Here is a 14780-nt window from a genome sequence, read left to right as displayed (position 1 = left end):
AGACTAAGGGCATGACGGATCCCCGAGACCCGAGCCGCGGGCAGTCGATCTTCACCCGGGGTGCGGTGGACCTCAGCGCGCTGCGGTCCACCGCCCCGCAGCCCGACGCCACGGCGCCGCCCGCCGGAGCCGCACCCGATGGCGGCGATACCGGGGTTCCGCGATTCGCCGGGGCGAACGCGCCGATCGACGTGACCGTCCAGACGTTCCAGCGGGACGTCGTGGAGAAGTCCCGGACGATCCCGGTCATCCTGGAGTTCGTGGCCGGCGGACAGTACGCCGGCGACCCCGCGCTGGAGCAGTTCGCCGCCGACGGCAGCTTCGTGCTGGCCCGGAACGACGTGCGTACCGATCCGCAGCTCGCTCAGGCGCTGCGCATCCAGGCGCTGCCGACGATCTTCGCCTTCGTGGACGGGCAGCCGATCGACGGCCTGCCCGGTCAGCTTCCCGAGGCGCAGCTGCGGCAGTGGCTCGACGCCGTGCTCCGGGCAAGCGGGGCCGAGGTCGAGATCCCGGAGGACCCCCGGCTCGAAGAGGCCGACGGGATGCTCATGATGGGCGACCTCGACGCGGCCGAGCGGGCGTACCAGAAGATCCTGTCCGAGACGCCCCGCGACGCCGCCGCCGAGGCCGGGCTCGCCCAGGTCGGCGCGGCCAAGCGCATTCAGGGCCACGACCCGCAGGCGGTGCTGGCCGCCGCCCAGGCCGCCCCGGACGACCTCGAAGCCCAACTGCTGGCGGCCGACCTGGAGGCGTTGAGCGGCCAGGCCGAGGACGCGTACGCCCGGCTCATCGGACTCGTCCGACGGGTGTTCGGCGACGATCGGGAGAAGGTACGTCAGCACCTCGTCTCTTTGTTCACCATCGCCGGACCGGACGATCCGGCTGTTGTCACCGCTCGGCGGGCTCTGGCCAGCGCTCTTTATTAGGTTGGCATAGATCGCTATCCTCGGCCTGCAGGCATCGGTCGCATAACCAGGGGGTTCACGCGCCGGACGCGAGGGGGGAGGGCGAGGATGAGACGGATCGCGGTGCTGGACGCACCGACCAATCTCGGCCTGCGCCCGCCCACGGCCACCTCGGTCCCGGGCTGCGGAAAGGCGCCTGGCGCGCTGCGCGACCACGGGCTCGTCGACCGCCTCGGCGCCCGGGACGCGGGCTGCATCACGCCGCCGCGGTACGACCCAGGCGACTGGCGTCCCGGTGACGGGGTGGCCCAGGCGGCGCAGATCTCGGCGTACTCCCAGCGGCTGGCCGACCGGATCGGCGGGATCGTCGACGCCGGGGAGTTTCCGCTCGTCCTCGGCGGAGACTGCTCGGTGCTGCTCGGCTCGATGGTGGCCATGCACCGGCTCGGCGACGAAGTGGACGGCCGAGTCGGGCTCGTCTTCGTCGACGGGCACTCCGACTTCCGGCACCCCGGTAACGCGCCGTACGTCGGCGCGGCCGCCGGCGAGGATCTCGCCCTGGTGACCGGCCGGGGCCAGATCGAGCTGGCCGGGATCGAGGCGCGCCGCCCCTACGTGCGGGACACGGACGTGGTCGTCCTCGGTATCCGGGAGCACGACGAGTACCGCCTCGACCTGGCCGCCGGGGGCTTCTCGGTCCGCCCGGTGACCGCGCTGCGCTCCGCGGGCGCCGCCCGCAGCGCACAGTGGGCCCGTGAGCAGCTCACCCACTGCGCCGGCTTCTGGCTGCACGTCGACGTGGACGTGCTCGATCCGGCGGTCATGCCGGCGGTCGACGCGCCCGACCCGGGCGGCATCGCCTTCGCGGAGCTGGAGATGCTGATCGCCGGGCTGGTCGGCACGCCCGAGTGCCTCGGCATGGAGCTGACGGTCTTCGATCCCGATCACGACCCGGAGGGCTCGTACGCCCGCGAGGTCGTCGACATGCTGATCACCGGGCTGGCCCCGCTGTTGCAGCAGCCGCGCGCGGTGGGCCGGAAGAAGGCCGTCCCACGCCCGCGCCGCTCCACCGACCAGACCGTCGCGTCCTAAGCCGCTCGCGCGAGACGCCGTGCCGTGCGTACTCCCGGGGGAGTAGGCGCAAGTGTCGCTGCGCGTACGACGTAATCCCGGCGCGGAAGAACCACCCTCGAAGGACGAGATGAGGAGGGAAAAATGGTTCTCGCACACGCCGGTTACTGGGGCGGCTGGTGGTTCTTCGGGCCGTGGCTCTGGATCCCGTTCTGGATTCTGCTCTTCTTCGTCATCCGCGGTCTGTTCTGGCGGCGGCACTGGCGCAACGGTCACGGCTACCCGGGCCACTGGCGCTACGGCGGCGACAGCGACCCGCGCGTCATCCTCGCCCAGCGCTACGCCCGGGGTGAGATCAACGAGCAGGAGTATCGGGAGCGCATGTCCGTCCTGGACGCGCCGCGTACTTCGTGACCAGTGGCAGGATGAGGGCGATGGAGCATCCGGAGCGGTGGCGCGGGCGGCCACGAGGCTGGCCGATCGGGCTCGCCCTGCTCCAGACCTTCATCGCCCTCGCGGTCAGCGGCGTCCGGCAGGTCCCGGTGACGACCGTCCAGCTCGGACTGCTGGTCGCCGGGCCGTTGGCGCTCCTGCTGCTGCGCCGGTGGGCCGTCGTGGCCAGCACGGCCACCGGCTTGATCAACGTCGCGTACCTGTTGCTGGGCTTCCCGTTCCCGGCGATCATCCCGAGCACGTTCACGGCGATCGCCAGCCCGTTCGCGCGGGCGCGGCGCGAGGCGTACCGGCGGTATCAGGCCGAGGAGCAGCGTCGCCGCAGCGAGGAGGAGAAGCGCGAGGCCGCGGACGAACGCGTCCGCATCGCGCGCGAACTCCACGACGTGCTCGCCCACAGCTTGTCGCTCATCAACGTCCGCGCGTCGGTCGCGCTGGAGGTCATGGAGGTTCAGCCCCAGGAGATACGCCCAGCGCTGCAAGCGATCAAGCAGGCGAGCCGGGACGGACTGGCCGAGGTGCGGTCGGTGCTGGCCGGCCTTCATCCCGATGGGGCGCCGCGGTCACCCACCCCGGATCTGTCGCGAGTGGACGACCTGATTCGGCAGGCCGAAGCGGCCGGCTTGAAGGTCGAGACCGAGACGCTCGGGCGTCGGCCCGACCTGCCCGCGACGGTGGAGCTTTCGGCGTACCGCATCATTCAAGAGGCCCTGACCAACGTGATGCGCCACAGCAGCGCGCGGACCGCGACCCTGGTCATCCAGTACGCGGCTCGCGCGGTGACGGTGGGCGTGGCCGATCCCGGACCGGCGAGCCCGAAGCCCGCGGGGCATGAGGGCGGGCACGGGCTGGTCGGCATCCAGGAACGAGCCGCCTCGGTGGGCGGCGTGGCGACCGCACGGCCGGACGGGCAGGGCGGCTTCGAGGTGATGGCGGTGTTTCCCCGGTGATTCGCGTGGTGCTGGCCGACGACCAGGCCCTGGTACGCGCGGGTTTCCGCGCCCTGCTCGACGTGCAGCCGGACGTCGAGGTGGTGGGGGAGGCCAACGACGGAGCCGAGGCCGTACGCGTCGTCCGTGAGCTGCGGCCGGACGTGGTCCTGATGGACATCCGGATGCCGGAGCTGGACGGCCTGGCGGCGACGCGCCGGATCGCCGGCGACCCGGTGCTGGCCGACGTGAAGGTCATCATCCTGACGACGTTCGAGCTGGACGAGTACGTCTTCACGGCGTTGCGCGACGGGGCGGCCGGATTCCTGGTGAAAGACACCGAACCGGCCGACCTCGTACGCGCGGTGCGAGTGGTCGCCGCGGGTGAGGCCCTGCTGTCGCCGGGCGTCACCCGCCGGCTCATCGCCGAGTACGCCACCCGCTCCCGCGCGCCGTCCCCGCCGACCGGGCAGCTGGACCAGCTCACCGAGCGGGAGAAGGAGGTCGTCGCCCTCGTCGGGCTGGGCATGTCCAACGAGGAGATAGCGAACCGGCTGGTGGTGAGCCCGTTGACCGCGAAGACGCACGTCAGCCGGGCGATGGTGAAACTCGGCGCCCGGGATCGCGCCCAGCTCGTGGTGACGGCGTACGAGGCGGGACTGGTCCGGCCGGGATGGATGGATTGACGATCTAGCCGGCCGGGTGTTTAGTAATCATCGCTGCGCGGGACCCCTCATCCCATCTCCCTCCCCGGAGGAACACGATGTCGGTCCCCACCTCACCGAATCCCTTCGATTCGGCCGTCTCCCGGCGCGCGATGATGCGCGGCGCGGTCCTGCTCGGAGCCGGTGCGGCTCTCGGCGGAGTCGAGCTGCTCTCCGCCACCCCGGCGTTGGCCGTCACCACGCCCACCATCGCCAGCTGCGCCACCTGGGGCGCCCGTGCCGCCTCGTCGACGCTGACCCAGATCAGCACCAACCCGGACAAGATCCTGATCCACCACACGGCGACGGCGAACTCGACCGACTACACGCAGGCGCACGCGTACTCGCTGGCGAAGACGATCCAGAACTACCACATGGACAGCAACGGCTGGTCCGACACCGGGCAGCACTTCACCGTCTCCCGGGGTGGCTACATCATGGAGGGCCGGCACTACAGCCTGTCCCACCTGACCTCCGGCAGCGGCATGGTCGTCGGCGCGCACTGCCCGGGGCAGAACGACAAGGCGATCGGCATCGAGAACGAGGGCACCTACACCAGCGTCACGCCGACCACCGCGCTCTACTCCAACCTGGTGCAGCTGTGCGCGTACATCTGCAGCAAGTACGGCATCGCGCCGACGAAGATCTACGGTCACCGCGACTACTACGCGACCGAATGCCCGGGTGACGCCTTCTACGCGATGCTCCCGCAGCTGCGGACCGACGTCGCGGCCGCGCTCGGCAGCACCCCGGCGTTCACCGTGACCGTCGACAACACCTCCAGCTCGTTCCGGGCCTCGGCGAACTGGGGCACCTCCACCTACTCGACCCAGCGGTACGGCACCGACTATCGGTACGCCGACCCGGTGGCGGCCAGCGACGCGGCGTACTACAGCGCCACCCTGCCGAGCGCGGGCAACTACAAGATCGAGACCTACTACCCGGCGAACACGGGCTACAACGCCACCACGCCGTACGTCGTCTTCAGCTCGTCGGGCAACCAGACGGTCACCGTGAACCAGCAGGCCAACGGCGGCAAGTGGAACACCGTGGGCACCTTCGCCTTCGCGGCGGGAGCACAGGACGTCGTCGCGGTGAGCCGGTGGACCTCGGGCACGGGCTACGTGATCGCCGACGCCATCCGCATCACCCAAGTCTGATTCTTCCGCCGCGTCTTCCCGGCGGATCACGGTTACGCATGCTTTCCGAGGCGGTTTTAGCCCTGCGTAACCGTGATCCGCAGAGATCAGCGGGGTCAGAGCTGGGCGCGGAGCCGCCGCGCCTCGTCGAGGTACGCGGCGGCCAGCTCCCGCTGACCGGCGGCGCCGTGCAGCTGACCGAGCCGTTCGGCCGTGTCCGCCTCCGCCCGCCGATCGCCGAGCCGCTGGTAGATGTGCAGCGCCCGGGTCAGCCGGTCGGCCGCCTCGGCCGGAGTCTGCTCCAATCGGCCCAGTTCCACCAGGGCGTACGCCTCGCCGTGGATGTCGCCGATCGTCGTGAACCCGGCGAGGGCCTGGTCGAGCAGTCCCCGGGCATCCTGTTCGCGGCCCTCCCGGCGGGCCACCGAACCGAGCGCCTGGCGAAGATGCGCGGTGCGATGCCGGTCGCCGATCACCTCGGCGAGGTTCAGCGCGCTCTCCAGCCATTCCTGCGCCCGGTCGAGGTTGCCCCGGGCGAGCCACACCTGCCCGATCGCGCCGCGGGCGTACGCCTCGCCGGAGGGTTCGGCGCATTCCACGAACGCCTCCAGCGCACGGCTGTAGTAATCCACCGCGAGATCCAGCTCCCCGCGTACGCGATGCACCGCGCCGAGCCCGGAGAGCGCGGCGGCCACCCCGGCGGGCTGCCCGAGCTGGGCGAACAGCAGTCTCGCCCGGCCGAAGGCGGCGTCGGCCTGGGCGTACTCGTCCCGGTAGAGATGCAGCTGGCCGAGGCCGCGCAGGGTGACGGCGACGCCGAGCTGATCGTCGAGGCGACGGCAGATGGCCAGCGCGGTCTGGTGCCCGGTCTCCCAGACCTCCGGATGCCCGGCCAGGTCACACCACGGGACGGTGGCCAGGGCCAGTTCCCAGGCGAAGTCCGGGCGGTTGAGCCGACCGGCGACCTCGATGGCGGTGAGCAGGATGTCCTGCTCGGTGACGAACCACGCGACCGGATCGTCCACTTCGGTCATCGGCGGCTTCCAGCGGGGCGCGACCGATTGGCCGGGACCGAACGGGCTGTGCGGCAACGCGTGCCCGGCGTCCTCGGCGAGGCTGAGCAGGCCGCCCAGGACGCGGACCAGCCCGGCCTCGTCCGGCTGCGGCCAGTCGCCGGACTGGGCGTCGGCGAGCATCCGGACCAGCACCGGTACGCGATACCGCCGTTGCCCGAGCGCGTCGACGCCGGCGTCCACCGCCAGCCGGGCAGAGACGAGGCGGTCCATCTGCTCCTCGCCGTCCTCCAGCAGCGCCCCGGCGAACCAGGCCGGAACCGTCGCGTCGCCGAACGCGGCCAGCCCGCGCAACACGATCGCGGCGTCAGCGGGCAGCTGCTGGCCGACCGGGTGGGACGCGATCGGAGTGGCGTCCGCGGCGAGCAGATCGTTGTGCAGGCGCTGCAACTCCGGACCCGGGCCGACGCCCAGCTCCTCGGCGAGGGTGTGGCGGACTTCGGCGTACACGGTGAGGGCGTCGGCTCGCCGACCGGCCGCGACCAGCGCGCGGATGAGTAGCGCCCACAGACCTTCCCGCAGCGGGTGTTCGGCGGTCAGACCCCGCAACTCGGCGACGGCCCGATCCGGGTCGCCGAGGCGGATGCGCAGATCCAGCAGCTCGGAGAGAGCGGCGAGACGGCGCTCGGTCAGCTGGTCCAGCTCGACTTGCCACAGTGGACTCGGCGGCAGGTCGGCCAGCGGGGAACCACGCCAGCGGGCGAGCGCGGATTCGAGCGTACGCTGCGCGTCGGCCAGATAACCCAGGCGGCGCAACCGGATCGCCTCATCGGTCTCCCGGAGGAAGCTCGCCACGTCCAGGTCGGCCGGTCCGATGACGACGGCGTACCCGGGCGGGTAGCGCACGACGTGGTCGTCGCCGAGACAGGTCCGCAGCCCGCTGATGTAGGTCTGGATGTTGGCCGCGGCCGAGCGCGGCGGGTCGATCGGCCAGAGCACCTCGATCAGGCGGTCCACCGAGACCGGCCGGTCGGGGTGCAGGAGCAGGCTCGCCAGCAACTGCCGGGGTTTCACGCCGTTGATCGGCACCGGCCGGTCGTCGTCGCGCACCTCGAACGGGCCCAGAAGACGGAACTCGAGACCCATGGCCACCGCCGTTCGTCGAACTGACCCGGCTGACTGTACGCCGACATAGATCCACCTTCCAGTGATGTCTGTAGCCGAACTGGAGAACTCCTGTAGCCCTTCGGGTGACGCTGACGCCACCCCCGCGCAGCAACCGGAGGGCCGGACTACCCCCAACCCCCGAAAGGACGCTGAGCACAGTGAGAATCTCAAGGCTCGCGCGCGGCGCGGTCGCCTTGGCGATCGTGGCCGCCGGAGTGCTGGCGATCCAGTCGCCCGCCGCCGCCGCGCCGTCCTTCCAGCTGCCGTTCCCCTGCGGCCAGACCTGGACCGGCGACTCGAACGACAGCTCCGCCCACGTCTCCTGGGAGATCGACTTCAACCGCGGCTCGACCGCGTACGCGGACGAGAACGACACCGTGCTCGCCTCGGCGGCCGGCACCGTCGACGTCGCGACGAATCAGGGCAGTATCAACGGATACGGCAACCTGATCGTCATCGACCACGGCGGCGGCTACTACTCGTACTACGCCCACCTGACGACGATGGCGGTCGTGATCGGACAGTCGGTGTTGCGCGGCCAGGTCATCGGCGGCGTCGGCAACACGTCCAAGCCGGGCAACGGCATCTCGCCGCACCTGCACTACGAGGTCCGGTACCCGGACCGGTCGCAGTCGCACATCATCAAGTCCGTGTTCAACGGCGTGACCTTCCCGTACACCCGGGGCTCGGTCACCTCGAACAACTGCGCCACCCCGTACGACCCGCGCGAGGTCTGCGGCGCGGGCTACAACAACATCGACTCGGTGAAGCTCGGCAGCGCGGGCACCACCAACCTGCTGTGGAGCAGCTCGGCCGGGCAGAACTGCGTGGTCACGCTCAAGTTCGCCAACGTCGGGTCGGCCACGGCGACGAGCGCCTTCCTGGAGCCGCAGGGTTCGACGAGAACCACGGACTCCGGCAACTTCAGCTACTACGCCGGGCCGGTGAAGCGGACCGCCCCGGGATGCGTGAAGTGGGGCGGCAGCACCGGCGGCTCGAGCTACACCAGCGGCTTCGAGCACTGCGGCTGACGGCGTTCCACTGACGCTGCTGAAGACAGGGCGCGGACCGGGATGAGGACCCCCGGCCCGCGCCCATTCGTCTGCGAGGACTAGAAGTCCTCGTCGAGCGAGACGGTCCCCTCCACCGCGACCTGGTACGCCGTGACCCGCCGCTCGAAGAAGTTGGCGAGTTCCTGGACGTCCTGCAGGGCCATGAACGGGAACGGGTTGCGCGAGCCGAACCGGGCCGGCAGGCCGAGCCGGGCCAGCCGCTGGTCCGCGACGTACTGGAGGTACTCGCGCATGTCCGCGGTGGTCATGCCGGGCAGCCCGGCGCCGCAGAGGTCGTCGGCGAACTGGAGCTCGGCGTCGACCGCGTCCTCCAGCATCCGGGTGACCGTCTTGCCCAGCTCCTCGTCGAAGAGGCCGGGCTCCTCCGCGCGAACCGTGTCGACGACGGCGAACGCGAAGTCCATGTGCATGGACTCGTCGCGGAACACCCAGTTCGTCCCGGCGGCCAGCCCGTCCAGCAACCCGCGCGACCGCAGCCAGTAGACGTACGCGAAGGCGCCGTAGAAGAACAGGCCCTCGATGCAGGCGGCGAAGCAGATCAGGTTGAGCAGGAACTTGCGCCGGTCCTCGACGGTCTCCAGGCGCTGCACGTCGAAGACCGAGTCGATCCAGGTGAAGCAGAACTGGGCCTTGCGGGCGATCGACGGGATGTTCTCCACCGCGGCGAACGCCTTGGCCCGCTCGGCCTCGTCCGGGAGGTACGTGTCGAGCAGCGTCAGGTAGAACTGGACGTGCACGGCCTCCTCGAACAGCTGGCGGGACAGGTAGAGCCGGGCCTCCGGCGCGTTGATGTGCTGGTAGAGGTTGAGCACCAGGTTGTTGGCCACGATCGTGTCCCCGGTGGCGAAGAACGCCACGAGGCGGTTGATCAGGTGCCGCTCCTCCGGCGTGAAGGTCTCCAGATCGGGCAGGTCCGAGCCGAGGTCGACCTCCTCCACCGTCCAGGTGTTGCGGATGGCCGCCCGGTACCGCTCGTAGAAGTCCGGGTACCGCATCGGCCGCAGGGTCAGGTCGAGACCCGGGTCGAGCAGCATCTTCTGGGCGGTGGTCGTCACTGGCAGGCCTCGCAGACTTCCGGGTTCTCCAGGTTCAGGTTGATCAGGGACATCGCCGCGCGCGGCTGCGGTGCGGGCTGCGCCGACACCGGGCGGATCGACCCGGGCTGGGCGGCCAGGGTCGTCTTGGCGATCGCGGTCGCCGGCCGGGAGCGCAGGTAATAGGTGGTCTTCAGACCCTTGCGCCAGGCGTACGCGTACATCGAGGAGAGCTTGCCGATGTTGGGCGCGGCCATGAACAGGTTCAGCGACTGCGACTGGTCGATGAACGGCGTACGCGCGGCGGCCAGGTCGATCAGCGCCCGCTGCGGCAGCTCCCACGCCGTGCGGAAGCGGGACCGGATCTCGGCCGGGATCTCGTCGATCCCGGCGATCGAGCCCTCGGTCGCGACGATCTTCTCGCGGAGCGTGTCCGTCCACAGCCCGTGCTCCTTGAGTTCCTGGATCAGGTGCCGATTGACCTGGAGGAACTCGCCGGAGAGCGTCTCGCGCTTGAAGAGGTTGGAGACGACCGGCTCGATGCACTCGGCCGCGCCCGCGATCGAGGCGATCGTGGCGGTCGGCGCGATCGCGATCAGCAGCGAGTTGCGCAGCCCGACCTCGGCCACCCGCGTACGCAGCGCGGCCCACCGGGCGGCCTGGGTGATCGCGGCGTCGGGGAAGTGGTCGACGTGCAGTACGCCCTGCGCCGCCCGTGTCTGGTCGTAGGTCTCGTGCCGGCCGAGCGTCGCGGCCAGTTCCGCGCTCGTCTCGTACGCCGACAGCGCGATCTCCTCCGCGATCCGGGTGGACAGCGCGAGCGCCTCCGGCGCGTCGAAGTCCAGCCGCAGCTGGAAGAAGACGTCGGCGAGCCCCATCACCCCGAGGCCGGTGGGCCGCCAGCGCAGGTTCGCCTTGGCCGCCTCGGCGGTCGGGTAGTAGGAGAGGTCGATCGTGCGGTCGAGCACGGTCACCGCGATCCGTACCGACTCGCTGAGGGCGGCGAAGTCGAACTCCCCGCCGGCTTCGTCGAACCGCACGTGCGCCGCCAGGTTGAGCGAGCCGAGGTTGCACACCGCCGTCTCGCCGTCCGAGGTCACCTCGAGGATCTCGGTGCACAGGTTCGACAGGTGGACGACGTTCTCCGGGACGGCCGTCTGGTTGCTGGTCCGGTTGGCCTGGTCCTTGAAGGTCATCCAGCCGTTGCCGGTCTGGGCGAGGGTACGCATCATGCGGCCGTACAACTCGCGGGCGCTGACCTGCTTGGTCGCCAGCCCCTCGGCCTCCGCCTTCCGGTACGCGACGTCGAAGTCCCCGCCCCACAGGTCGACCAGGTGCGGCACCACCTTCGGGTCGAACAGCGACCACGGCTGGTCGGCCTCGACCCGGCGCATGAACTCGTCCGGGATCCAGTTGGCGAGGTGGAGGTTGTGCGTACGCCGGTTCTCGTCGCCGGTCGAGTCACGCAGCTGGAGGAAGTCCTCGACGTCGGCGTGCCACGGCTCCAGGTAGACGCAGGCGGCGCCCTTGCGGCGGCCGCCCTGGTTCACCGCGGCCACACTGGAGTCGAAGGTACGCAGCCACGGCACGATGCCGTTGGACAGCCCGTTCGTGCCCCGGATCAGCGAACCCCGGGAGCGGATGCGGCTCCACGAGATGCCGATGCCGCCGGCGTACTTGGAGAGGCGGGCGGCCTGCGTGTAGCGCTCGTAGATCGAGTCCAGCTCGTCCTTGGGGGAGTCGAGGAGGAAGCAGCTGGACAGCTGGGGACGCCGCGCTCCGGCGTTGAACAGGGTCGGCGAGCTGGGCAGGTACGCCAGCCGGCTCATGAGCCGGTACAACTCGGCGACCCCCGTCACGCCGCCGGCCACCGCCCGGCCGATGGTGCCCGCCGCCCCGACCGGCCCCATGAGTCCACAGGCGACCCGGAGCAGGAAGTGCTGGGCGGTCTCGATGACCTGCCGGTTGGTCGGGTGCCGGTAGACGTACCGGTCGTAGACCGTCCGCAGGCCGAAGTACTCGAAGCGGTCGTCGGCGCCGTCATCGACCAGGGCGTCGAGCTCACCGGCGTGCGCCGCGACGAACTCGGCCACGTCGTCGGCGATCAGCCCCAGGCGGTGCCCCGTCTCGACCGATTCGCTGAATCGGTGTACGCCCTGGCCGGCGACCTCCTCGCGGATGTGCCGGGCGAGCAGGCGCGCCGCGAGCCGCGAGTACGCCGGCTCCTGCGCGACGAGCGCGGCCGCCGTCTCGATCGCACGAAGTCGCAGGTCAGCCTGGGTAGCGCCGGGCCACACCCCGGCCACCACCGGCTCGGCCACCCGATTCGGCTCCACCTCGGCGAGCCCGGCCGCAGCCGCCTCGACCTCGCCGAACAGCGCGTGCCGGGTCTCACCGAGTTCGTGCGGTGCGATCCCCAATGTCGCGGTAGACATGGGCAGTTCCCCCTCCAGAACGCAAGCCTCCACAGCCGGCCGGGCGCCCGCGCGGCACGGTTCGCGGGCACAGCGCAGCGCACGCGAAGCCAGTGGCAGCGCGTGGGCGCGGTGGACGGACCCGTGCCCGCCGTTAGCGGCGAGCCGGTGAAATCACCCTACATGTTGTGGTGGCCGCGAGAAAGAACCCCAACATATGTCGGGCGTGTCGCGCTGACGGCCGTCAAACTCTGCCGTCGAGAATCGCCGCGAAACGCTCTTCAGCGAGATCGAGCTGGTCCAGGATGTGCGCTTTGGCGGCGTCGCTCAGCGGCGTGTCGGCCCGGGGGATCAACTCCCGGAACAGCGGCACGAGGGGCCGGTACTTGCGCGCCGAACTGCTGACCTTCGGCCCGGTGGTGTGGATGACGCCCACGCCGTTGTCGGTGAAGTCGGAGATCTTGATCACCCGCGCCCACGGCTCCGCGTCCAGCGACTCGGCGAGATGCTCGCGGTACTGCTCGTGTTCGTGCCGGTCCGGGGTGTACTCCGGGTTGGTCACGGCCGCGATCAGCCGGCGGACCCGGGGCCCGAACAACTCACCCAAGCGGTCCAGCGCGGCCGTCGTGTCCGCGCTTCCCACCAGCTTGTCCGCCTGATCCTCGGCCGCGTCGTGCAGCAGAGCGGCGACGAGGACGTCCACGTCGTCGACCCGGTAGTAGTGGAGGATCCGGATCGTCACGCGCAACAGGTGATTCAGATACGGCTCGCGTACGCGACGTTGCCCGCCGTGCAGGTCCGCGGCCAGATCGAGGGCCTGCTCCAGGCGTACGCGGTCGGCCTCGCCGAAGCGGGAGATCTCGTGGAGGAACCGCTCTCGCAGCCCCTCCTCCCCGTAGACCTCGGTGATCGCGTGCAGGGGCATCATCGCCAACGTCGGCCGGAAGTCTCGGAGCATGCGCCGTTTCTAGCAGATTCCGTCAATCCCGGCCGGGTGCACTGTGGACTCCGGAGGTGGTGCGCGGCCGGGGTACGCGGACGATGGCCTGGGACGGCGGGGTGATCGGCCCGCTGCCGAATTCCTCCTGCGTCATGGCCTGCAACGCGCTCACGAACGCGCCGAGCAGAGTCGCCGCCGCGATGACGAAGATGGGCACGATGAGCAGCGTCGGCGCGATCCCGGTCGCTGGAGCCGCCGTCGATTCCAGGTGTACGCGCAACGCCGCCATCGCGGTGTAGTGCATGCCGCAGACGGCGAAGGCCATGACGGCGGCCGCGGTCAGCAGCGATTTCCATCCACCTTGGACGGAGATGGTGAACCACAGGGCGACGGTCGCCGCGACGATCGCGATCACCACCGAGGCGAGGACGAGTCCCTCGTCGTAGCTGATCTGGCCGGACACGCGCATGGCGTACATGCCGGTGTAGTGCATCGCGACCACGCCGGAGCCGGTGAAGACGCCGCCGACGAGCAACTTGCCCATCCCGCGCCGGCCGGTGCCGACGAAGAACAGGCCCAGGCCGACCGTCACGACCGCGAACAGCAGGCTGGCCACGGTCGCGGTCAGGTTGTAGCGGATGGGGCTGGCGGGGATGTCGAAGCCGATCATCGCCATGAAGTGCATGAGCCAGATGCCTGCGCCGCCGATGGAGACCGAACCGAGGATGAGCCAGCGGGCTCGGCGGGCCGGCGTGCCGGCGGCACGGGCGCGAGTGGTGCAGACCAGGCCGGTCAGACAACCGCTGAAAGCCAGCAGGTACGCCAGCGCGGGGTTGAACCAGCCGTACGCGAAATGGTGGATCTCCGGCATTGGGGGTGCTCCCGGACCTTGACCGCACAGCATCGGATGGATGACTGTCCTGCCACTATCGGCAGATGTCCGGGTCGCATGTCGCACACTTGGTGCGAGTCAGGCAGCTTGCGTGAACCATGCGGCCTGCGCGGCCGCTGCCGGATACTGGTCGGCGACGGGAGAATCCGCCAGGTACGCGCGCTCGCGGGCGCGGATGACCGCACGGGAGACGGCGTTGTAGCGGCGTTCGTTGTCGCAGTAGTAGAGCTGAACGCTGAGACCGCGATACTCGGCCCACATCTCGTAGCTACGGGGATTGCGCCAGGCGACGGCGACCGCGGTCGCGGCGAGCAGAAGGGCGGCGACTGTCAGGCCGACGAAGCCGACGGGCTCCAGCCGGTCGAAGAAGACGCCGATGCCGGCCACGGCCAGCAGCGCGCAGATCCCGGCGCGGACCGCCAGGGGGTGATGCGATCCGCGCACCGTCCGCAGGTTCTGCAGTTCGGTGACGTCGAACTTGCGCTGACCCACCACGAACCACCGGTCGGTGACCCGGATGCCGGGCAGGCTCAGCTCCTGTGCGCGCCGGGTAGGCTGCATGGCCTCCTCCTCGTGTGACACGCTTGTATGCTCATTGTCGGAGTGACCGGCATCGTTGGGAAGTGCTTCAATCTGCCACCTGTCACCTTGGCACCTCTTATGCCAGCTGATCGCAGACTGAGCTGATGAACTTTCCCGGCCCAACCGGGGCCATCATGGGCAGATGGGTGCATCTTGCCCTTTGCACGACGCGAATCCCGGGTTACGGTGTCTGAGCTGGTCAGGCCCCCGATCGTCCAGAAAAGGCCGACACCTGGCCGGTGCCGTCGAGTCACCAGCGATTGATTGTGAACCGGGGACCCAGGTAAGTGGGGCGAATCCGCGGCCGTTCCCCCGGTCGTGGTAGCGCGAATCTTCCAGCGCGAGCCCGTGACGCCAAACGTCGCAGCTAACCCGGTAGGCGGCCGGCCCTGACCTGCGGAGAAGGTCGGGCCGCGGAAGAAAGGTTCACACCCCCTTGCGACTACTCCCACGGGGTTGGC

General features: G+C 70.1%; 12 protein-coding genes and 1 pseudogene. 7 read left to right on the top strand and 6 right to left on the bottom strand.

The window, feature by feature from the left end; all coding sequences use genetic code 11:
* Positions 1-11: 11 nt before the first annotated feature.
* The 6 genes and pseudogenes from HDA40_RS17700 (at position 12) to HDA40_RS17675 (ending at position 5225) form a co-directional block, all read left to right on the top strand.
* A complete protein-coding gene (locus HDA40_RS17700) occupies positions 12-929 on the top strand; it encodes a tetratricopeptide repeat protein (RefSeq protein WP_253757232.1) in 918 nt (305 codons plus the stop codon).
* Positions 930-1016: 87 nt separating this feature from the next.
* Positions 1017-1917: pseudogene (locus HDA40_RS17695) on the top strand (arginase family protein); the annotation flags it as partial.
* 206 nt (positions 1918-2123) lie between these two features.
* The gene (locus tag HDA40_RS17690) at positions 2124-2393 is read left to right on the top strand and encodes an SHOCT domain-containing protein (RefSeq protein ID WP_253757230.1); all 270 of its coding nucleotides are present in this window, start codon (positions 2124-2126) and stop codon (positions 2391-2393) included.
* 20 nt (positions 2394-2413) lie between these two features.
* Positions 2414-3382: a sensor histidine kinase gene (locus HDA40_RS17685; protein ID WP_253757228.1), complete on the top strand. Its 969-nt coding sequence runs from the start codon at positions 2414-2416 to the stop codon at positions 3380-3382.
* Entirely contained in the window at positions 3379-4047 is a 669-nt protein-coding gene (locus HDA40_RS17680) for a response regulator transcription factor (protein ID WP_253757226.1), read from the top strand. The genes HDA40_RS17685 and HDA40_RS17680 overlap by 4 nt, the downstream gene beginning before the upstream one ends.
* A 77-nt stretch (positions 4048-4124) precedes the next feature.
* A complete protein-coding gene (locus HDA40_RS17675) occupies positions 4125-5225 on the top strand; it encodes a golvesin C-terminal-like domain-containing protein (protein WP_253757224.1) in 1101 nt (366 codons plus the stop codon).
* Between the two features lie 95 nt (positions 5226-5320).
* Here the strand turns inward: HDA40_RS17675 and HDA40_RS17670 are convergent, their stop codons facing one another.
* The gene (locus HDA40_RS17670; protein ID WP_253757222.1) at positions 5321-7363 is read right to left on the bottom strand and encodes an AfsR/SARP family transcriptional regulator; all 2043 of its coding nucleotides are present in this window, start codon (positions 7361-7363) and stop codon (positions 5321-5323) included.
* Between the two features lie 179 nt (positions 7364-7542).
* Here HDA40_RS17670 and HDA40_RS17665 point away from each other — a divergent pair, with 179 nt between their 5' ends.
* Positions 7543-8415 carry a M23 family metallopeptidase gene (locus HDA40_RS17665; RefSeq protein WP_253757220.1) on the top strand — a complete coding sequence of 291 codons (873 nt, stop codon included), beginning with the start codon at positions 7543-7545 and terminating at the stop codon, positions 8413-8415.
* An 80-nt stretch (positions 8416-8495) separates the two neighbouring features.
* On the opposite strand, the gene HDA40_RS17660 is transcribed toward HDA40_RS17665, so the two are convergent.
* The 5 genes from HDA40_RS17660 to HDA40_RS17640 all read right to left on the bottom strand — a co-directional run bounded on the left by HDA40_RS17660 (position 8496) and on the right by HDA40_RS17640 (position 14298).
* The gene (locus HDA40_RS17660) at positions 8496-9491 is read right to left on the bottom strand and encodes a ribonucleotide-diphosphate reductase subunit beta (protein WP_253763669.1); all 996 of its coding nucleotides are present in this window, start codon (positions 9489-9491) and stop codon (positions 8496-8498) included.
* A gap of 17 nt (positions 9492-9508) precedes the next feature.
* Complete coding sequence (locus HDA40_RS17655) at positions 9509-11926, bottom strand: ribonucleoside-diphosphate reductase subunit alpha (protein ID WP_253757218.1); 2418 nt, start codon at positions 11924-11926, stop codon at positions 9509-9511.
* 223 nt (positions 11927-12149) lie between these two features.
* On the bottom strand, positions 12150-12863 hold the full coding sequence (locus tag HDA40_RS17650; RefSeq protein WP_253757216.1) for an HD domain-containing protein: 714 nt from the start codon (positions 12861-12863) through the stop codon (positions 12150-12152).
* A gap of 22 nt (positions 12864-12885) precedes the next feature.
* Positions 12886-13716, bottom strand: a complete 831-nt coding sequence (locus HDA40_RS17645; RefSeq protein WP_253757214.1) for an MHYT domain-containing protein — start codon at positions 13714-13716, stop codon at positions 12886-12888.
* A gap of 99 nt (positions 13717-13815) precedes the next feature.
* Entirely contained in the window at positions 13816-14298 is a 483-nt protein-coding gene (locus tag HDA40_RS17640; protein WP_253757212.1) for a DUF6232 family protein, read from the bottom strand.
* Positions 14299-14780: the final 482 nt, after the last annotated feature.

This window comes from Hamadaea flava (genome assembly GCF_024172085.1).
GTDB lineage: Bacteria > Actinomycetota > Actinomycetes > Mycobacteriales > Micromonosporaceae > Hamadaea > Hamadaea flava.
The sequence above is the reverse complement of the archived record's forward strand: the minus strand, read 5'-3'. Positions and strand labels throughout refer to the sequence as shown.

Bases quoted from the DNA above. Each gene is read 5' to 3' on its own strand.
- HDA40_RS17690 (WP_253757230.1), top strand. From the start codon at position 2,124: ATGGTTCTCGCACACGCCGGTTACTGGGGCGGCTGGTGGTTCTTCGGG.
- HDA40_RS17675 (WP_253757224.1), top strand. From the start codon at position 4,125: ATGTCGGTCCCCACCTCACCGAATCCCTTCGATTCGGCCGTCTCCCGG.
- HDA40_RS17670 (WP_253757222.1), bottom strand. From the start codon at position 7,363: ATGGGTCTCGAGTTCCGTCTTCTGGGCCCGTTCGAGGTGCGCGACGAC.
- HDA40_RS17645 (WP_253757214.1), bottom strand. From the start codon at position 13,716: ATGCCGGAGATCCACCATTTCGCGTACGGCTGGTTCAACCCCGCGCTG.
- HDA40_RS17660 (WP_253763669.1), bottom strand. From the start codon at position 9,491: ATGCTGCTCGACCCGGGTCTCGACCTGACCCTGCGGCCGATGCGGTAC.
- HDA40_RS17650 (WP_253757216.1), bottom strand. From the start codon at position 12,863: ATGCTCCGAGACTTCCGGCCGACGTTGGCGATGATGCCCCTGCACGCG.
- HDA40_RS17640 (WP_253757212.1), bottom strand. From the start codon at position 14,298: ATGCAGCCTACCCGGCGCGCACAGGAGCTGAGCCTGCCCGGCATCCGG.
- HDA40_RS17700 (WP_253757232.1), top strand. From the start codon at position 12: ATGACGGATCCCCGAGACCCGAGCCGCGGGCAGTCGATCTTCACCCGG.
- HDA40_RS17685 (WP_253757228.1), top strand. From the start codon at position 2,414: ATGGAGCATCCGGAGCGGTGGCGCGGGCGGCCACGAGGCTGGCCGATC.
- HDA40_RS17655 (WP_253757218.1), bottom strand. From the start codon at position 11,926: ATGTCTACCGCGACATTGGGGATCGCACCGCACGAACTCGGTGAGACC.